Below are 15,222 nucleotides of genomic sequence, written 5' to 3' on the forward strand. Positions count from 1 at the left end.
CATGACCGAGCCCGCCAGCCAGATCCCGGCGCCCCTCACCGGCGACCAGCTCACCGCCGACTCGACGCCGGTGGCCTACGAGGTGGCCGACGGCGTCGCCTACGTGACGTTGAACCGTCCCGAGTTCCGGAATGCGCAGAACTCGGTGATGACGTATTCGCTCGACGCCGCTTTCGTCCGCGCGGTCGACGACGGCGCGGTCAAGGTGATCGTGCTGCGCGCCAACGGCAAACACTTCTCGGCGGGCCACGACATCGGGACCCCCGAGCGAGATTTCCACGTGCAGTACCCGAACACCGCGTCGCTGTACTGGGACCACACCGACCGCAGCGGGGGCGACCAGCGGCTCGCCCGCGAGATCGAGGTCTACGTCGGCATGTGTCGCCGGTGGCGCGAGATCCCGAAGCCGATGATCGCCCAGGTCCACGGCGCGTGCATCGCAGGCGGCCTCATGCTGGCGTGGGTGTGCGACTTCATCGTCGCCTCCGACGACGCCTTCTTCTCCGATCCCGTCGTCCGGATGGGCATCCCCGGCGTCGAGTACTTCGCGCACGCGTTCGTCCTCGGGCCGCGTCGGGCCAAGGAACTGCTGTTCACCGGCGAGCGGTTCACCGCCGCGCAGGCGCAGGACTGGGGCATGGTCAACCACGTCGTCCCCCGGGACGATTTGCAGGACAAGGTGAACGAGATCTCCGCGCGGATCGTCGAGATGCCGCAGCTCGGACTGGCCCTGGCCAAGAAGGCCGTCAACATCTGCGAGGACCAGATGGGCCTGCGCACCTCGATGGACTCGGTGTTCGGATGGCACCACTTCGCGCACAGCGCGAACGCCGAGGCGGCCGGGGGCGACTCCCTCGGCGGGATGGACGCCAAGTCGATGAAGGCCAGTGCCGGTGGGCCGACCGCAGGCGGAACCGCCTGATGGACATCACCTTCGACGCAGACGCCGAGTCCTTCCGCACCGAGGTCCGGTCGTGGCTGGCGGCGAACGTGCCGAGTTCCCCGCTGCCGTCCATGGATTCGGCGGAGGGGTTCGAGGCCCACCGTGCGTGGGAACGGACCATGGCCGACGCGCGGATGTCGGTGGTGAGTTGGCCGGAGGAGTTCGGCGGACGCGATGTGGACCTGCTGCACTGGGTCGTCTTCGAGGAGGAGTACTACCGCAGCGGCGCCCCGGGCCGGGTCAGCCAGAACGGCATATTTCTGCTGGCCCCAACACTTTTCGAACACGCGCATCCCGACCAGCTCGCCCGCATCATGCCGCGGATGGCGCGTGCCGACGACATCTGGGGCCAGGCGTGGAGCGAGCCCGAATCCGGGAGCGACCTCGCGTCGCTGCGGTCGACGGCCACCCGCACCGACGGCGGATGGCTGCTCAACGGTCAGAAGACGTGGAGCTCACGATCCAGTTTCGCCGACTGCGGGTTCGGGCTGTTCCGCAGCGATCCGAAGTCGTCCCGACACAAGGGGCTGACCTACTACATGTTCGACCTCCGCGCCGACGGGGTGACGGTGCGCCCGATCAACCAGCTCGACGGTGAACCCGGTTTCGCGGAACTGTTCCTGGACAACGTCTTCGTCCCCGACGACCCGGATCAGCCCGGCGAGTCCGGAGTGATCGGCGCGGTCGACAACGGATGGCGGATCGCGATGAGCACCGCCGCCAACGAACGCGGCCTGTCGTTGCGCTCCCCCGGACGCTTCCTGGCGGCCACTGATCGGCTGCTGGCGCTCTGGGCCCGGGCGGACAAGAACGGAACGGCGAGTGACGCCCTCGGCGCACGGGTCGCCGACGCCTGGATCGGGGCACGCGCCTACGAGTTGTCCACCTACGCCACGGTCAGCCGCCTCGCCGAGGGAGGGCAACTCGGAATGGAGTCGTCGATCAACAAGGTCTTCTGGTCGGAATGGGACATCGCCACGCACGAGACCGCACTGGATCTGCTCGGCACCGACGCCGAGATCGCCGGCCCCTCACACGACGACCCCGCGGGCGGGTGGATGGACGGCTTCCTGTTCTCCCTGTCGGGTCCGATCTACGCGGGTACCAACGAGATCCAACGCAATGTCATCGCCGAGCGCCTGCTCGGACTACCCCGGGGCGACCGATGAGATTCCTGCTCGAGACCGAGCACACCGACCTCGCGAACAGCATCGACTCGATGCTCACGCGCGCCGACCTGCCCGCGGTCGTGCGGGCCTGGAACGACGGCGACCGCGACCCCGGACTCGCGGTGTGGGCGCGGCTCGCCGACACCGGTGTGACCGCCCTGCTCATCGACGAGGCGTCCGGCGGATTCGGCGCCGGCGCTCTCGAGATGGTCGTCGCCGCCGAGCAGCTCGGCCGACACTGCGTTCCCGGTCCGGTCGCCGAGACCCTCGGTGCGGTACCGACGCTGCTCGCCGGCACCGACCGCACCGACCTCCTCGAGGCACTGGTCTCGGGCGAGTTGGCGACGCTGGCGATCCCCGACGACGTCCCGTACGCCGCCGACGCCGACGCCGCGACCCACCGACTGCTGCTCGACGGGACCACGCTGAGCACCGGCGACGTCGTGACCACCCACGCCTCGGTCGATCGGGCCCGCACGGTGTCGGTGCTCGCGCCCGCCGAGACGGTCGCGACCGACCTCGACGGCACGGCCGCGTTCGACCACGGCGCTCTCGCCACCGCCGCTCAACTGCTGGGACTGGCGTCGCAGATGCTGGCGATGTCCGGCGCATACGCGATCTCCCGCACCCAGTTCGGTCGACCGATCGGTTCGTTCCAGGCGATCAAGCACCACCTCGCCGACGTCGCCATCGCCGTCGAGATGGCGCGTCCGCTGGTCCACGCCGCCGCCCTCGCGCTCGACGGTTCGGTCCCCCCGGGCGGCGATGCGTCCCGCGACGTGTCGGCGGCCAAGGTCGCGGCGGGACAGGCCGCGTACCTGGCCTCGCGCGTCGGACTGCAGACCCTCGGTGCGATCGGCTACACGCAGGAACACGACCTGTCGCTGTACCTGACCAAGACGCGTGCCCTGCTCACCGCGTGGGGTACCCCGGCGCTGCACCGCGCCCGTGTCCTACGCTCGGTCACCGCGCCCGTGGGGGCACCGTGACCTCCCCCGTGATCACCTCGCCCGGCATCGACACCGACGACCAGGCAGACCTGCGGGGCGCGGTGCGCGACGTACTGCGGCGCCACGGCGACTCCCCCGCGCTGCGGTCGGCCATGGCCGCGACGCCGCGGTACGACCGGACGCTGTGGAGTGCGCTGGCCGAGCAGATCGGTGTCGCCGCGTTGGCCATACCGGAACGCTTCGGGGGCGTCGACGCGTCACTGATGGAATCCCACGTCGTACTCGAGGAACTCGGTCGGACGTTGAGCCCGGTGCCGATGCTCGGGTCGGCGGTGCTGGCGGCGCAGGCGGTGTTGCTCTCCCGCGATGACGAGGCGTGCGAACGGGTGCTGCCCGCGATCGCGGCCGGCGAGTCGATCGCCGCGCTCTGCTGGGCGGACGCGGCGGGCTGGGATGAACCGGGGGTGCGCACCGACGGTGGACTGCTCACCGGTACCGCCCACTACGTGCTCGACGCCGAGTACGCGGACGTGTTGATCGTCGTCGCGCGATCGGGCGGCCACGTGACCCTGCACGAGGTGTCGCGCGACGCCGACGGTGTGGTCGTGACCGCGCTGCCCACCATGGACCCCACCCGACCGCTGTCGTCGGTCGGCTTCGACGACACCCCGTCGCAGACCATCGCCGCGCCCGCGGATCTCCTGCGCCGCTTGCGGACAGTCGCGGCGGTGGCGCTGTCGGCCGAGCAGGTCGGGGCCGCGCGAGCCGTGCTCGACCAGACCGTCGAGTACACGTCGTCGCGGCGACAGTTCGGACGCGTGATCGGCTCGTTCCAGGCCCTCAAACACCGGATGGCCGACATGTACGCGTTTACCGAGACCGCGCGATCGATCTCGTACGCGGCGGCGGGCGCTCTCGTGGCCGACGATCCGGACGCCGCCGAACTGGCCGCCGCCGCACGCGTCTACTGCTCACAGATGAGCGCCTCCGTCGCCGGGGAGGCGGTCCAACTGCACGGGGGCATCGGTATCACGTGGGAGCACGACGTACAGCTGTACTTCAAGCGAGCGCACGGTGCCGCACAGCTGTTCGGACAACCGTCGGTGTCGATGGAGTCGCTGGCGCGTGCCGCGGGTCTGTGACGTCTCGGGGCATCGGCATATGCCCGCGGTGAGTACGTGCACCCGACCGGAGTACTACCATCCGATTGATGAATGACCGCTCGAGGACGCGTGGCGGCCCGGCCGGGAACTATCTGGATCCGGCCAGTGTCAGCCCCGTGTTGAACACCACCCTCGAGCTCGCCGCCACGGCGGCCGGCTACCCCGTCGCACTCCTGCACATCCTCGACGACGAGAACCAGCACGTCCTCGCGGCCTACGGGATCGAAGGGCTGGTCGGCGCGGTCACCAACCGTCAGTCGACGACGTGCAAGGAAGTCGTCGACACCGGTAGGCCCCTGGTGATCACCGACGCGTCCGAACCCGGCCTCGATCCGTCGCTGACCGCACCGCTCGTCGCGGCGGGCATGCGGACATACGTCGGGGTGCCACTGTTCAGCCGCGAGCACACCGCAATCGGCACGCTGTGCATGACCGACACCGTCGGACACGACATCGGTCCCGAGGACGTCCAGATCCTGCAGAAGTACGCCAAGGTCCTCGAGGAGCAACTCGAGCTGCAGCGCGACCGGACCGTCACGACCGACGCGTACTCGATCGAGGAGATCGTCGACGCCATGTCCCGCGACGAGATCCGGCCGTGGTTCCAGGCCATCGTCGACCCACGCACCCGGCGGACCCACGGGTACGAGGCGCTGTGCCGGTGGCTCCACCCGACCGACGGCGTCCTGAGCCCGGCGCGGTTCCTGCCCACGGTCCGCAGCACCGACATCATGCTCGACCTCGACCTGCAGGTCCTGCGTCAGGCCATGGCGATGATGCTCGAGCACGACACGGCCGACGAGCAGACCGTGCTGCACGCCAACATCGACGGCGCGCACCTCATCCGACCGCAGCGCATCGAGATGCTCACCTCGGTGATCAGCGAGAGCGACTTCCCCACCGACCGACTGCGCATCGAGCTCATCGAATCAGCCACTCTGGACGACTCGGTTGCGGCCCAGGCGATCTCGAAGCTGCGCGCGATCGGCGCACAGATCGTCATCGACGACGTGGGGCGCGGGTGGTCATCGCTGAGCCGGATGGTCACGTGGCCCATCGACGGTTTCAAGATCGACGCGTCACTCACATCCGGTCTCGGGACGCGGGTCGTCGACCATCTGCTGACCGGCCTGATCGAGCACGCGGACGCCAACGACCTGGTGGTGATCGCCGAGGGAATCGAGACCCCCGAGCAGGTCCGCTCACTGGTCGCTCTGCAGTGTCCGCTGGCGCAGGGCTACCACTTCCAGGTGCCGCAGCCCGACCCACGTCCGGCCTAGGCACCACACCGATCCGCTCAGGCCTGCGGCACCAGGCCCTCGAACTCGGCGTCGACCATCGCGTCGTCGAGACCGAAGTCGGCGAGTGAATACCGGTGTGTCGGTTTGCGATCGCCGGACTTGCTCTCGCCGTCCATGGTGGTCATCGCCGCACGGGCGTCGTCGGTGAACGGCGCGCCGAGGGCGGAGTAGACACGCTCCACCGTCCCGATCGGGTCGTCGCGCAGTTCGGTGAAGTCGACGTCGACGAACTGGTCCGGGTCGTATCGCGCCCGCGCCTCGGTGAACCGACGCAATCCGCGGGACCACAGTTCGAGCTGGGTCCGACCGACCTTCTCGCCCACGAACGTCGTCGACCACCCGTCGGTCGCGCTCTGCGCCAGCGAACACATCGACCCGATGATCGTCCGTGGCGGGCGGTGGGTCTGGATGATCAGGGCGTCGGGGTAGACCGACATCAACTCGTCGAGCGCGAACAGGTGGCTGGGGTTCTTCAGCACCCACCGCTTGCCCGGGTCGTTGAGACCGATCAGCTGGAGGTTCTTGCGATGCCGCTCATAGGCATTCGTCCAGTCCTGCTGGGCGAGCCATCGCGAGTACGACGGCAGGTAGGCCAGCGACTCGTAGGAGATCGACTTCATCGTCTGTCGGAGCAACTGCCAGCACTCCTCGACGTCGTCGGCGCTCATGTAGTGCAATCCCATGAACTCGGGGTTGTCGACGTGATGCTGCTCGAGACCGCTGTTGATCTGCTGGAAGACAGGATTGGCCTCCCAGGTGTCGCGCGGAGGACGGGGCTGCGGGAACTCCGCCAGCCACATCTCGAGGCCCTGATGCGCGGGATCGGCGGTCAGCAGACGGTGCAGCGCGGTGGTCCCCGTGCGCGGGAGACCGGTCACGAAGACGGGGCGGTCGACGGCCACGTCTGCGTATCCCGGGTTGGCCTTCCACGACGCCTCACTGAGCAACCGTGCGACCAGGGCCCCGCGCAGGAAGAACCGGAACATCTTGCTGCCCAGCTCCGTCAGGCCGGCCTCGTTGGCGTAGGAGTCGAGCAACACCTCGAGTCCCTCGATGTAGTCGTCGGCCCCGAAGTCGTCCAGACCGCACGCCTTGGTCGCCGACGCGTGCAGATCGGCGACCGTTCCGACGCTGGTACGTCCCGTCATGGGAGAACTCCTTCTCTGGTGACCGGATCAGTTGTGGTATTCGCCGCAGTTGACGTCGAGGGTCTGCCCCGTGATGGCACTGGCCCACGGGGACGCGAGGAACACCACGGCACGGGCGATCTCGTCGGGTTCGGGTAGTCGCTTGAGGTCGGACTTCGCCGCGGTCTGGGCGTACACGTCGTCGGCGCTGATCCCGTACTTCGTGGCGACCTCACCGAAGTACCACTTGAGCTGATCATCCCAGATGTAGCCCGGCAGAATGCTGTTGACGCGGATGCCCTGGTCACCGAGTTCGGTGGCCAGCGACTCCGACATGGCCAACAGGGCCGCCTTGGCGAGCTTGTAGCTGCCGTAGCGAGGCTCGGAGTGCCGGACCACCATCGAGTTGATCATCACGATCGACCCGTCCGTGGCGGCCAACGCCTCGGTGAAGGCCTTGGTCATCCGCAACCCACCGAGGATGGTGAGGTCGAGGCTGGAGCTGATGTGGGCGAAGTCGGTGCGCGCCAACGGCTTCATCGACGGCAGCGCGAACGCATTGTTGACCAGTGCGTCGACTCGGCCGTAGGCCGTCAGCGCCGCCTCGACCAGTCGGTCGACGTCGGCGTCGACGGTGATGTCGGTGGGCACGACGATCGCGTTCCCGCCGGCCGCGGTGATCTCGTCGGCCACCGCACGCAGACGTTCCTCGGTGCGCGCGGCGAGCACCACCGATGCGCCGGCGGCCGCGGCCTGCAGGCAGATCGACCGACCGAGCCCCGGCCCGACCCCGCCGACCACGACGACCTTGTCGGCCAACAGCGGGCCCGAGGTCACCGGGACCGAACCCACCTGGGCCGTCATCCGAGCATCCTGTGCGCGAATGCCCGCTGCCGCGTGGCGATCCGATCACGCCACCCGGCGTCGTCGATCGCGTTGTGGTCGTGGTGCGGGAGGTGCTGCGCCACATCGTCGAACGGCACGACCACGGCGGTGGGTCCGTCCTGCGGTCCGACGGGCGCGGCGACCCGTTGCCAACGGAACTGCATGATGCCGTGGGTGCGACCGGTGGTCTCGACCCAGTTGGCCACGTGCGGGTCTCGACGGGAGACGACCATCCGGATGAGTCCGTCCGGATCGATCTGCGCCTGCGCGGTGTTGAGACTCGTCTGGTGATGGACGTAGTCCAGGGAGATGTACCACATGCTGCCGAGTTGGAAACCCTGGTATGGCGCATCGGATCTCGGCACGGTGATGATCATCGCCTCGTCGTCGGCGAGATCGAAGTGACCGACCGAGGAGTACTGCGTGGACAGTCCGCCGGGGGTGAGTCGGGGTTCGGTGAAGGTGTTCACCGGCTTGTCCAGGTAGAACCACTTCGGGAAGTTGAACCAGGTGTTGATACGCGACAGCAGCATCTTGCCCGCGACGCGGTAGCGCTTGGTGAGCACGTCGAGGTCGGGTTCGTCGGCGGGTGTCCCGACGGTGTCGGTGCGCTCGATGGTGATGGTGCCCTTGCGTTCGGTGGTCCAGTCGCTGAACACCTCGCGGACGGCGAGGGTGGTGGCGCCGTCGGCGAGGACGAAGTAGTTCGGGGGAGGATCGTCGCGGGGCGGGCCGAAGCGCAACCGGAACGACCCGTTGTCGTCGATGTCGAGACGGCGGTCGTCGAACGCGTCGTCGCCACCGGGCACCTTGTCGGGGTTGTACTCCCCGGTGATCACCTGGAAGCTCAGATCGGTTGTGCTGCCACGTACCCCGGTGATCAGGTATTCGGCGCCCGCCTCGATGTCGGCGCTGTAGTAGAGGGTGTCGGGGTTGTCGAGGCCCATCTTCGTGTACGGGCCGGTCGACGTCGCGAAGAACGGATGGGTCTTGGCGCGGGCCCACGCGAGCTGCATCACCGCGTGCACGCTCTGCCCGAGGTAGCTGTAGCCCTCGGCGAGGTCGATGTCGGAACGGATGAACTCGGCGGATGCGATCAACTGCTCGGCCTCGGTGATCGCCGCGGTCAGCGGGGCGGTGATGTCGGTGACCGGGGTGGCTTTCTCCGCGCCCGAGATCTCGCTGCTCACAGCCATGTGTCGCCTCCGGTCCAGGTGAGGAAGTCGTCGAGCTCGGCCTGGGCCGGCGTCACCCGCGGGTGCTCGGTGGACAAGTATCCGCCGCGGTAGAACAACAGCGGTTTGTCCTGCAGCATCTCCCCGAGCGTCGTGACACGTCCGATGGCGATCAGGTGGTCACCGCCGTCCTCGACGCGCTCGACGGTGCACTCGGCCCAGGTGATGGATCGTCTGATGACCGGGAGGCCCGCGGGCGACGGGTCCCACTCGATCGATGCGAACTTGTCGGTTCCGGGGGCGCCGAAGGTCGCGCTCACATCCTGCTGGTGGTTGGAGAGGATGTTGACGCAGAAGTTGCCCGCGGCCTCGATGATTTTCCAGCTGCGCGAGGTCTTCTGGGGACAGAACAGGACCAGGGGCGGATCGAGCGACAGCGCCGCGAACGACTGGCAGGCGAATCCCGCCGGAGCACCGTCGGCGTCGATGGTCGTGATGACCGTGACGCCGGTGCAGAACTGGCCCATGGCCGTTCGGAACTGGCGCGAGTCGAAATCCGTCGTCCCACTCGAGACGTAGGCCATGTCAGTGCTTGAAGCCGATGGTGAAGTCGTGACCCCAGAGGCTGACCGCGGTGCTCTCACGCGCCACCCACTCCTCGTCGGCGACGGTACGTCCCTCGCAACCGAATTCGATGTCGAAGCCACCAGGGGTCTTCATGTAGAACGACAGCATGAGGTCGTTGACGTGGCGGCCCAGCGTCGCCGACATCGGCACCTTCTTGCGCAGCGCGCGGTCGTGCGCGAGCCCCACGTCGTCGTAGTTCTCGACCTCGACCATGAGATGCACGATGCCGGTGTCGTTGGGTATCGGCAGGAACGCCAGGCTGTGATGACGCGGGTTGCAGCCGAAGAAGCGCAGCCACGGCGGGTCGTCACCCTCCTCGCGGCCGACCACCTGCGGGGGCAGGCGCATGGAGTCGCGCAGACGGAACCCGAGGACGTCGCGGTAGAAGTTCAGCGACGCCTCGTCGTCGTCGGTGGTCAGCACCACGTGGCCGAGGCCCTGCTCACCGGTCACGAACTTGTGGCCGTACGGGCTGACGACGCGGCGGTGTTGCAGGGCGACACCGTGGAACGCCTCGAGGACGTTGCCGGTCGGATCGGAGAACACGATCATCTCGACGACCTGCCGGTCCACCAGCTCCTCGTCCTTGGCCTCGCGGAACACGATGCCTGCGTCGGACAGACGGTCGCGCACCTGTTGCAGCGCCGCGGCGTTGGAACACTCCCACCCCGACGACGCGAGGTGGTCACGGTCGCTGGGCACGATGACCAGTCGCGCAGGGAAATCGTCCATGCGGAGGTAGAGCGCCCCCTCGGTGACGCCCTTGCCCTCGACCATGCCGAGCACCTTCAGACCGTATTCCCGCCAGGCCGCCATGTCGGTGGCCTCGATACGCATGTATCCGAGAGATCTGATCGGGGAGGAATCGGTTGCGACCGAAGCCATCTTGCCGGGGTCCTTTCGTTGCTGATCTGCGGGTCGGAGTGCGCTGAGCACTCAGACCATCGTGTCCGTCTGACCGCGCAGCGACCTCAGAGCAGTTGCCCTTCAGCCGCGGAGCGGGTCAGACCATCGTGTCACCGATCGGGATGCCGAACTCGCCGTTGGCGAAGGCCTGGTAGGCCCGCTCGGCGTCGTTGGCGGCGTGCACGCGACCGGCGTGCGCATCGCGCCAGAAACGCTGCAGCGGTTGGTCACTGTCGAGTGCGCGGGCGCCTGCGGCCTCGAAGAGGCGGTCGATCGCGGAGATCGACCGCGACGACGCACGCACCTGATCGCGACGGGCGCGCAGGCGGAGCTCCATCGGGACCTCGTTGCCGGCCAGGATCAGGTCGTACTCGTCCTGGACGTTGCCCGAGAGCTGCCGCCACGCGGCGTCGATGTCGCTGGCCGCCTCGGCGATGCGCACCTTGCCGAACGGGTCGTCCTTCGCCTTCTCGCCGGCGTAGGCGGCTCGGACGCGCTTGCCCTGCGCCTCGACGTGCGCGGCGTAGGCGCCGTATCCCATGCCGACGACCGGCGTGGAGATGACGGTGGGATGGATGGTGCCCCAGGGCATCTTGTACACGGGCGCGGTGTTGACCTCGAGGCCCGGCGACGTGCCGGTGGCCATGGCCCGGAAGCTGAGCATGCGGTGCGACGGGACGAACGCGTCCTTGATCACGAGGGTGTTCGAGCCGGTGCCCTTGAGTCCGGAGACGTGCCACACGTCGCGGATCTCGTAGTCGCTGCGCGGCAGCAGGTAGCTGACGAAGTCGACGGGCTTGCCGTTCTTGAACACCGGGCCGCCGACGAACGTCCAGTCGGCGTGGTCGCAGCCGGACGACCAGTGCCATTCACCGTTGACCTTGTACCCGCCGTCGACGACCTCGCCCATGCCCATCGGCGCGTAGGAGGATCCGATACGCGTGCTCGGGTCCTTGCCCCAGACCTCTTCCTGGGCCTGCTGCGGGAACAGGGCGAGGTGCCAGTTGTGGATGCCGAGGATCGACGAGACCCATCCGGTGGATCCGCATGCGCTCGCGATGCGACGCACGGCCTCGTAGTAGGTCACCGGGTCGACCTCGTAGCCGCCCCACTGGGCGGGCTGCATCAGCTTGAAGAAACCGACCTCGTCGAGACTGGCGATCGTCTCGACCGGGATGCGACGCTGGTCCTCGCACTCCTGCGCACGCTTCTCGAGTTCGGGAAGCAGGGCGCTGATCCTGTCGAGGACCTCGGTGCCGACCTCACTGCGCTGTGACATGTGCGTAACTCCCAATCCGTCGCTCTGGTGGAACGTGTTCGAATCAAGACTAGAACACGTTCTCATTTATGTCGAGGCCAGCACGTTTGCCGATGGTTTACGCCGGAAAAGCGCGCTACGGCTGGCGGCGGGACACCCATTTCTGTAACGTGTTCTAGTACGTATTGCATCGAGGATTCCTGCCCGGATCACTCGATCTTCAGGAGGTCATGAGATGTCAGACAAGCACGACGACGGCGTTGCAGTCCGGGAAATCGACACCGGGACCCCGCCCACCCGTTTCGCGCGTGGCTGGCACTGCATCGGCCTGGCCGACGAGTACCGCGACGGCAAACCCCACGCGATCGACGCGTTCGGCACCAAGTTGGTGGTCTGGGCGAACGCCGAGACCGGCGAGGTGAACATCCTCGACGCCTACTGCCGACACATGGGCGGCGATCTGTCCAAGGGCAGCGTGAAGGACGGCAACATCGCGTGCCCGTTCCACGACTGGCGCTGGAAGGGCAACGGTCGCTGCGCCGGTGTCCCGTACGCCAAGCGTGCACCGAAGCTGGCCAAGACCCGGTCGTGGCCGACGATGATCCGCAGCGGGCAGCTGTTCGTCTACAACGACCCCGAGGGCAATCCCCCGTCCGAGGACGTGGTGATCCCCGTCGTCGAGGAGTGGGGCACCGACGAGTGGACCGACTGGACCTGGAACCGCATCGTCATCGAGGGCTCCAACTGCCGCGAGATCATCGACAACGTCGTGGACATGGCGCACTTCTTCTACATCCACTACGCCCTGCCGGACTTCTTCAAGAACGTCTTCGAGGGCGAGACCGCCGCGCAGTACATGAACTCGCGTGGCCGGCCCGACATCGAGATGACCTCGGCGTACGGCGACAGCTACCTGAAGTCGATCGCCGCGTACTACGGCCCGGCGTACATGCTGAACCCGATGCACCAGACCTACGGCGGCTACGCGATCGAGACGATCCTGACCAACTGCCACTACCCCATCGACAACAACTCGTTTGTCTTGATGTTCGGTGTGATGGCGAAGAAGCCCGAGGGGTTGTCGGAGAAGCAGGCGCAGGGCATGGCGCGCAAGATCTCCGAGGGCGTCGAGGTCGGCTTCCTGCAGGACGTCGAGATCTGGAAGCACAAGAGCCGCATCGACAACCCGCTGCTCGTGGAAGAAGACGGGCCCGTCTACCAACTGCGTCGGTGGTACGAGCAGTTCTACGTCGACGCCGCCGACGTGACCGAGGAGATGACCGGTCGTTACGAGTACGAGATCGACACCGAGAAGGCCCTGGAGAACTGGGGTGTCGAGATCGAGGACAACCTGCGGCGCAAGGCCGCAGGCGAGGTCATCGACGCCGATGTCGCCGCCGAGACGGCGAAGCTCAAGGCCACCAACGACGCCGCCAAGGTCTGATCGGCCGTGACGCACGCGGTGGAGAAACCGTCCGGGTGGGCCAAGGCGCCCGACTTCGGTGACGACCCGGAGCGACGGGCCGCGATCCGCTCGGCAACCGCTCAGGATCGGACGCACTACCTGCGGGGCGGCATGCGCGAGATCGAGTGCCGCGCCTGCCACGCGTGCGTGCTGGTGAAGAAGACCAGCGAGTTCCAGACCAGCGTGCAGTGGAACGCCGACGCCCGCGAGCAGTGCAACGAGTTGACGCGTGTCCGTGAACAGGGCGGGAACCCCGCGATGACACCGACGTGTTCGCGGCTCTCGGCCAGCATCGACCACGGTGTCAGCGAGGGGATCATCCCGCCGCACGGCCCCGACACCGACCCCGACGGGTACTTCTGAACTCTGTCGAGTTCATCGCGATTACTTTTCCCCGATGCCCGGGTCAGACACAGTGACCTGACACCGCGCGAGAGGACACTGCGATGACCGACTATTCCGCCCCGCTGGGCGCTCCCATCTGGATGGATCTGATGAGCAGCGACCCGGCCGGCGCCGCCGACTTCTATCGGGCGACCTTCGGGTGGGAGGTCGAGGCGCCACCGCGCGAGGAATTCGGCGGCTACCAGAACTTCACGCTCCACGGACGTCGCGTCGCCGGGCTGAGCCCCCACATGGAGGGCGCGGGCGGACCGCCGAACATCTGGTCGGTGTATCTGCACACCGCCGACGCCGAGGCCACCGCCGCCGCGGCCACCGAGGCGGGTGGCACCGTCATCGTCCCGCCGATGGCTGTCGGGTCCGAGGGCACGATGCTGCTCCTCGCCGACACCGCCGGCGCCGCGATCGGCTTCTGGCAACCGAACGTGCACACCGGTTTCGCCGAGTGGGGTGTGCACGGTGCGCCGTACTGGTTCGACTGCCTGAGCAAGGACTACGCGGCCTCGCAGGCGTTCTACCCGCCGGTGACCGGCGCCCGACTCGAAGAGGTCGGAAGCGGAGGCGACGCCGACGCCCAGGGACCCGACTTCTACTCCCAGGTCTTCAACGGGGAGATGAGCTACTCCGGGATCATGAACGCGTCGACGATGCTGCCGCCCGAGGCGCCGTCGTTCTGGCAGATGTACGTCACGGTCGACGACGTGGCCGCGACCGTAAAGCAGGTCACCTCGCTCGGCGGTTCGGTGATGATGCCCGCCGACGAGACCCCGTACGGAACCCTCGCCGCGGTCACCGACCCCTTCGGTGCCAACTTCTGCCTGGGACACCCGCCGGCCGGGATGTAGCCCCTGGCCCGGCCACCAACGCCAGCGATGCGGCGATCCCGTCTGAGCAGCATGACCGGCTACCCCATCGACAGGCACGGACTCATCTACCGCTCGACCGCGCTCGAAGCGGGCTTCACCGACACCGAGATCACGCGTGCTGTGTCGCGAGGCGACATGGTGCGCGTCGCACGCGGCGCGTTCGCCCTGCCCGGCGATCGAACACCTGAACAGACGCACCTACTGGCGGCGATCGCCATGGGCGAACTGGCCGGCGGCAGCGTGGTTCTCAGTCATCAGTCGGCCGCCACGGTGCACGGTCTCGAGATGTTGCGGCCGAGCCTGCGTCGAGTCCACCTGACGGCCGGATCGTCGGCGGGCGCTCATCGCAGCACCACCCGCCACGAGCACGTCGGCATCCTGGCCGACGACGAGATCGCGATTGTCGACGGAGTCGTCGTGACCTCGCTCGAACGCACGGCAGTGGACGTCGCGTGTACGACGACGATGGGGTTCGCGGGAGCGCTGGCCGTCTTCGATTCGGCCCTGCGACGGGGTGCCGATCGAACTGAGATGGCGGAGATGGTGCGGGCAACCCGTCGTGGCGTCGGCCACGCCCGGCGCGCACTGCGATACGCGGACGCCAAAGCCGAGAACCCCGGCGAATCATGGAGCCGTGCAGTCATGGTCGAGGCCGGACTCCCGTCACCGCGTCTCCAACACGAGTTCTTCGATGACGACGGAAGCCAGATCGCTCGCACAGATTTCGATTGGGCGGGACTCCTGGTCGGCGAGTTCGACGGGATGACCAAGTATCAGAAGCACGTGCGCGCAGGCGAGACACCATTCGACGCGATGCGTCGCGAGAAGGAGCGGGAGGACGCACTGCGACGGGCCGGGATCATGGTGATCCGGTGGACATGGAGCGACCTCGAACGAGGGCGTGTGGTGCCGATGATCCGGGACTGGCTGACTCGGCTGAAGCTCGCCGCGGCATGAACGCGCCACCCCCAGCCAGACGCGCGCC

15 protein-coding genes are annotated in these 15,222 nt (G+C 67.6%); 9 read left to right on the plus strand and 6 right to left on the minus strand.

The window, feature by feature from the left end:
- The first annotated feature begins 1 nt into the window (after position 1).
- From LX13_RS04895 to LX13_RS04915, 5 genes are all read left to right on the plus strand, one after another.
- On the plus strand, positions 2-922 hold the full coding sequence (locus LX13_RS04895; protein ID WP_253660160.1) for an enoyl-CoA hydratase: 921 nt from the start codon (positions 2-4) through the stop codon (positions 920-922).
- Positions 922-2,112 (plus strand): acyl-CoA dehydrogenase family protein, encoded by a 1,191-nt coding sequence (locus tag LX13_RS04900; RefSeq protein WP_253660161.1) that lies wholly within the window; start codon positions 922-924, stop codon positions 2,110-2,112. The genes LX13_RS04895 and LX13_RS04900 overlap by 1 nt, the downstream gene beginning before the upstream one ends.
- Positions 2,109-3,101, plus strand: coding sequence for an acyl-CoA dehydrogenase family protein (locus LX13_RS04905; RefSeq protein ID WP_253660162.1), 993 nt, complete (start codon positions 2,109-2,111; stop codon positions 3,099-3,101). The genes LX13_RS04900 and LX13_RS04905 overlap by 4 nt, the downstream gene beginning before the upstream one ends.
- On the plus strand, positions 3,098-4,204 hold the full coding sequence (locus LX13_RS04910; protein ID WP_253660163.1) for an acyl-CoA dehydrogenase family protein: 1,107 nt from the start codon (positions 3,098-3,100) through the stop codon (positions 4,202-4,204). Before LX13_RS04905 ends, LX13_RS04910 begins: the two co-directional genes overlap by 4 nt.
- Before the next feature lie 68 nt (positions 4,205-4,272).
- A complete protein-coding gene (locus tag LX13_RS04915) occupies positions 4,273-5,505 on the plus strand; it encodes a sensor domain-containing phosphodiesterase (RefSeq protein WP_253660164.1) in 1,233 nt (410 codons plus the stop codon).
- 17 nt (positions 5,506-5,522) lie between these two features.
- On the opposite strand, the gene LX13_RS04920 is transcribed toward LX13_RS04915, so the two are convergent.
- The 6 genes from LX13_RS04920 to hsaA form a co-directional block, all read right to left on the minus strand.
- Positions 5,523-6,674 carry a sulfotransferase family protein gene (locus tag LX13_RS04920; RefSeq protein ID WP_253660165.1) on the minus strand — a complete coding sequence of 384 codons (1,152 nt, stop codon included), beginning with the start codon at positions 6,672-6,674 and terminating at the stop codon, positions 5,523-5,525.
- Positions 6,675-6,701: 27 nt separating this feature from the next.
- Positions 6,702-7,517 (minus strand): SDR family oxidoreductase, encoded by an 816-nt coding sequence (locus LX13_RS04925; RefSeq protein WP_253660166.1) that lies wholly within the window; start codon positions 7,515-7,517, stop codon positions 6,702-6,704.
- On the minus strand, positions 7,514-8,734 hold the full coding sequence (locus LX13_RS04930) for a hypothetical protein (protein ID WP_253660167.1): 1,221 nt from the start codon (positions 8,732-8,734) through the stop codon (positions 7,514-7,516). Before LX13_RS04930 ends, LX13_RS04925 begins: the two co-directional genes overlap by 4 nt.
- Positions 8,725-9,297, minus strand: a complete 573-nt coding sequence (gene hsaB / locus LX13_RS04935; protein ID WP_188485788.1) for a 3-hydroxy-9,10-secoandrosta-1,3,5(10)-triene-9,17-dione monooxygenase reductase subunit — start codon at positions 9,295-9,297, stop codon at positions 8,725-8,727. Before hsaB ends, LX13_RS04930 begins: the two co-directional genes overlap by 10 nt.
- 1 nt (position 9,298) lies before the next feature.
- The gene (gene hsaC, locus LX13_RS04940) at positions 9,299-10,225 is read right to left on the minus strand and encodes an iron-dependent extradiol dioxygenase HsaC (RefSeq protein ID WP_253660168.1); all 927 of its coding nucleotides are present in this window, start codon (positions 10,223-10,225) and stop codon (positions 9,299-9,301) included.
- 118 nt (positions 10,226-10,343) lie between these two features.
- Positions 10,344-11,525 carry a 3-hydroxy-9,10-secoandrosta-1,3,5(10)-triene-9,17-dione monooxygenase oxygenase subunit gene (hsaA, locus tag LX13_RS04945; protein ID WP_253660169.1) on the minus strand — a complete coding sequence of 394 codons (1,182 nt, stop codon included), beginning with the start codon at positions 11,523-11,525 and terminating at the stop codon, positions 10,344-10,346.
- A 214-nt stretch (positions 11,526-11,739) separates the two neighbouring features.
- On the opposite strand from hsaA, the gene LX13_RS04950 reads away from it, so the two are divergent.
- The 4 genes from LX13_RS04950 (at position 11,740) to LX13_RS04965 (ending at position 15,194) form a co-directional block, all read left to right on the plus strand.
- On the plus strand, positions 11,740-12,948 hold the full coding sequence (locus LX13_RS04950; protein ID WP_253660170.1) for a 3-ketosteroid-9-alpha-monooxygenase, oxygenase component: 1,209 nt from the start codon (positions 11,740-11,742) through the stop codon (positions 12,946-12,948).
- 6 nt (positions 12,949-12,954) lie between these two features.
- Complete coding sequence (locus tag LX13_RS04955) at positions 12,955-13,332, plus strand: hypothetical protein (protein WP_253660171.1); 378 nt, start codon at positions 12,955-12,957, stop codon at positions 13,330-13,332.
- A gap of 83 nt (positions 13,333-13,415) precedes the next feature.
- Complete coding sequence (locus LX13_RS04960; RefSeq protein WP_253660172.1) at positions 13,416-14,216, plus strand: VOC family protein; 801 nt, start codon at positions 13,416-13,418, stop codon at positions 14,214-14,216.
- A 51-nt stretch (positions 14,217-14,267) separates the two neighbouring features.
- Positions 14,268-15,194, plus strand: coding sequence for a type IV toxin-antitoxin system AbiEi family antitoxin domain-containing protein (locus LX13_RS04965; RefSeq protein WP_253660173.1), 927 nt, complete (start codon positions 14,268-14,270; stop codon positions 15,192-15,194).
- Positions 15,195-15,222: the final 28 nt, after the last annotated feature.

Source organism: Williamsia maris (genome assembly GCF_024171815.1).
Classification (GTDB): domain Bacteria; phylum Actinomycetota; class Actinomycetes; order Mycobacteriales; family Mycobacteriaceae; genus Williamsia_A; species Williamsia_A maris.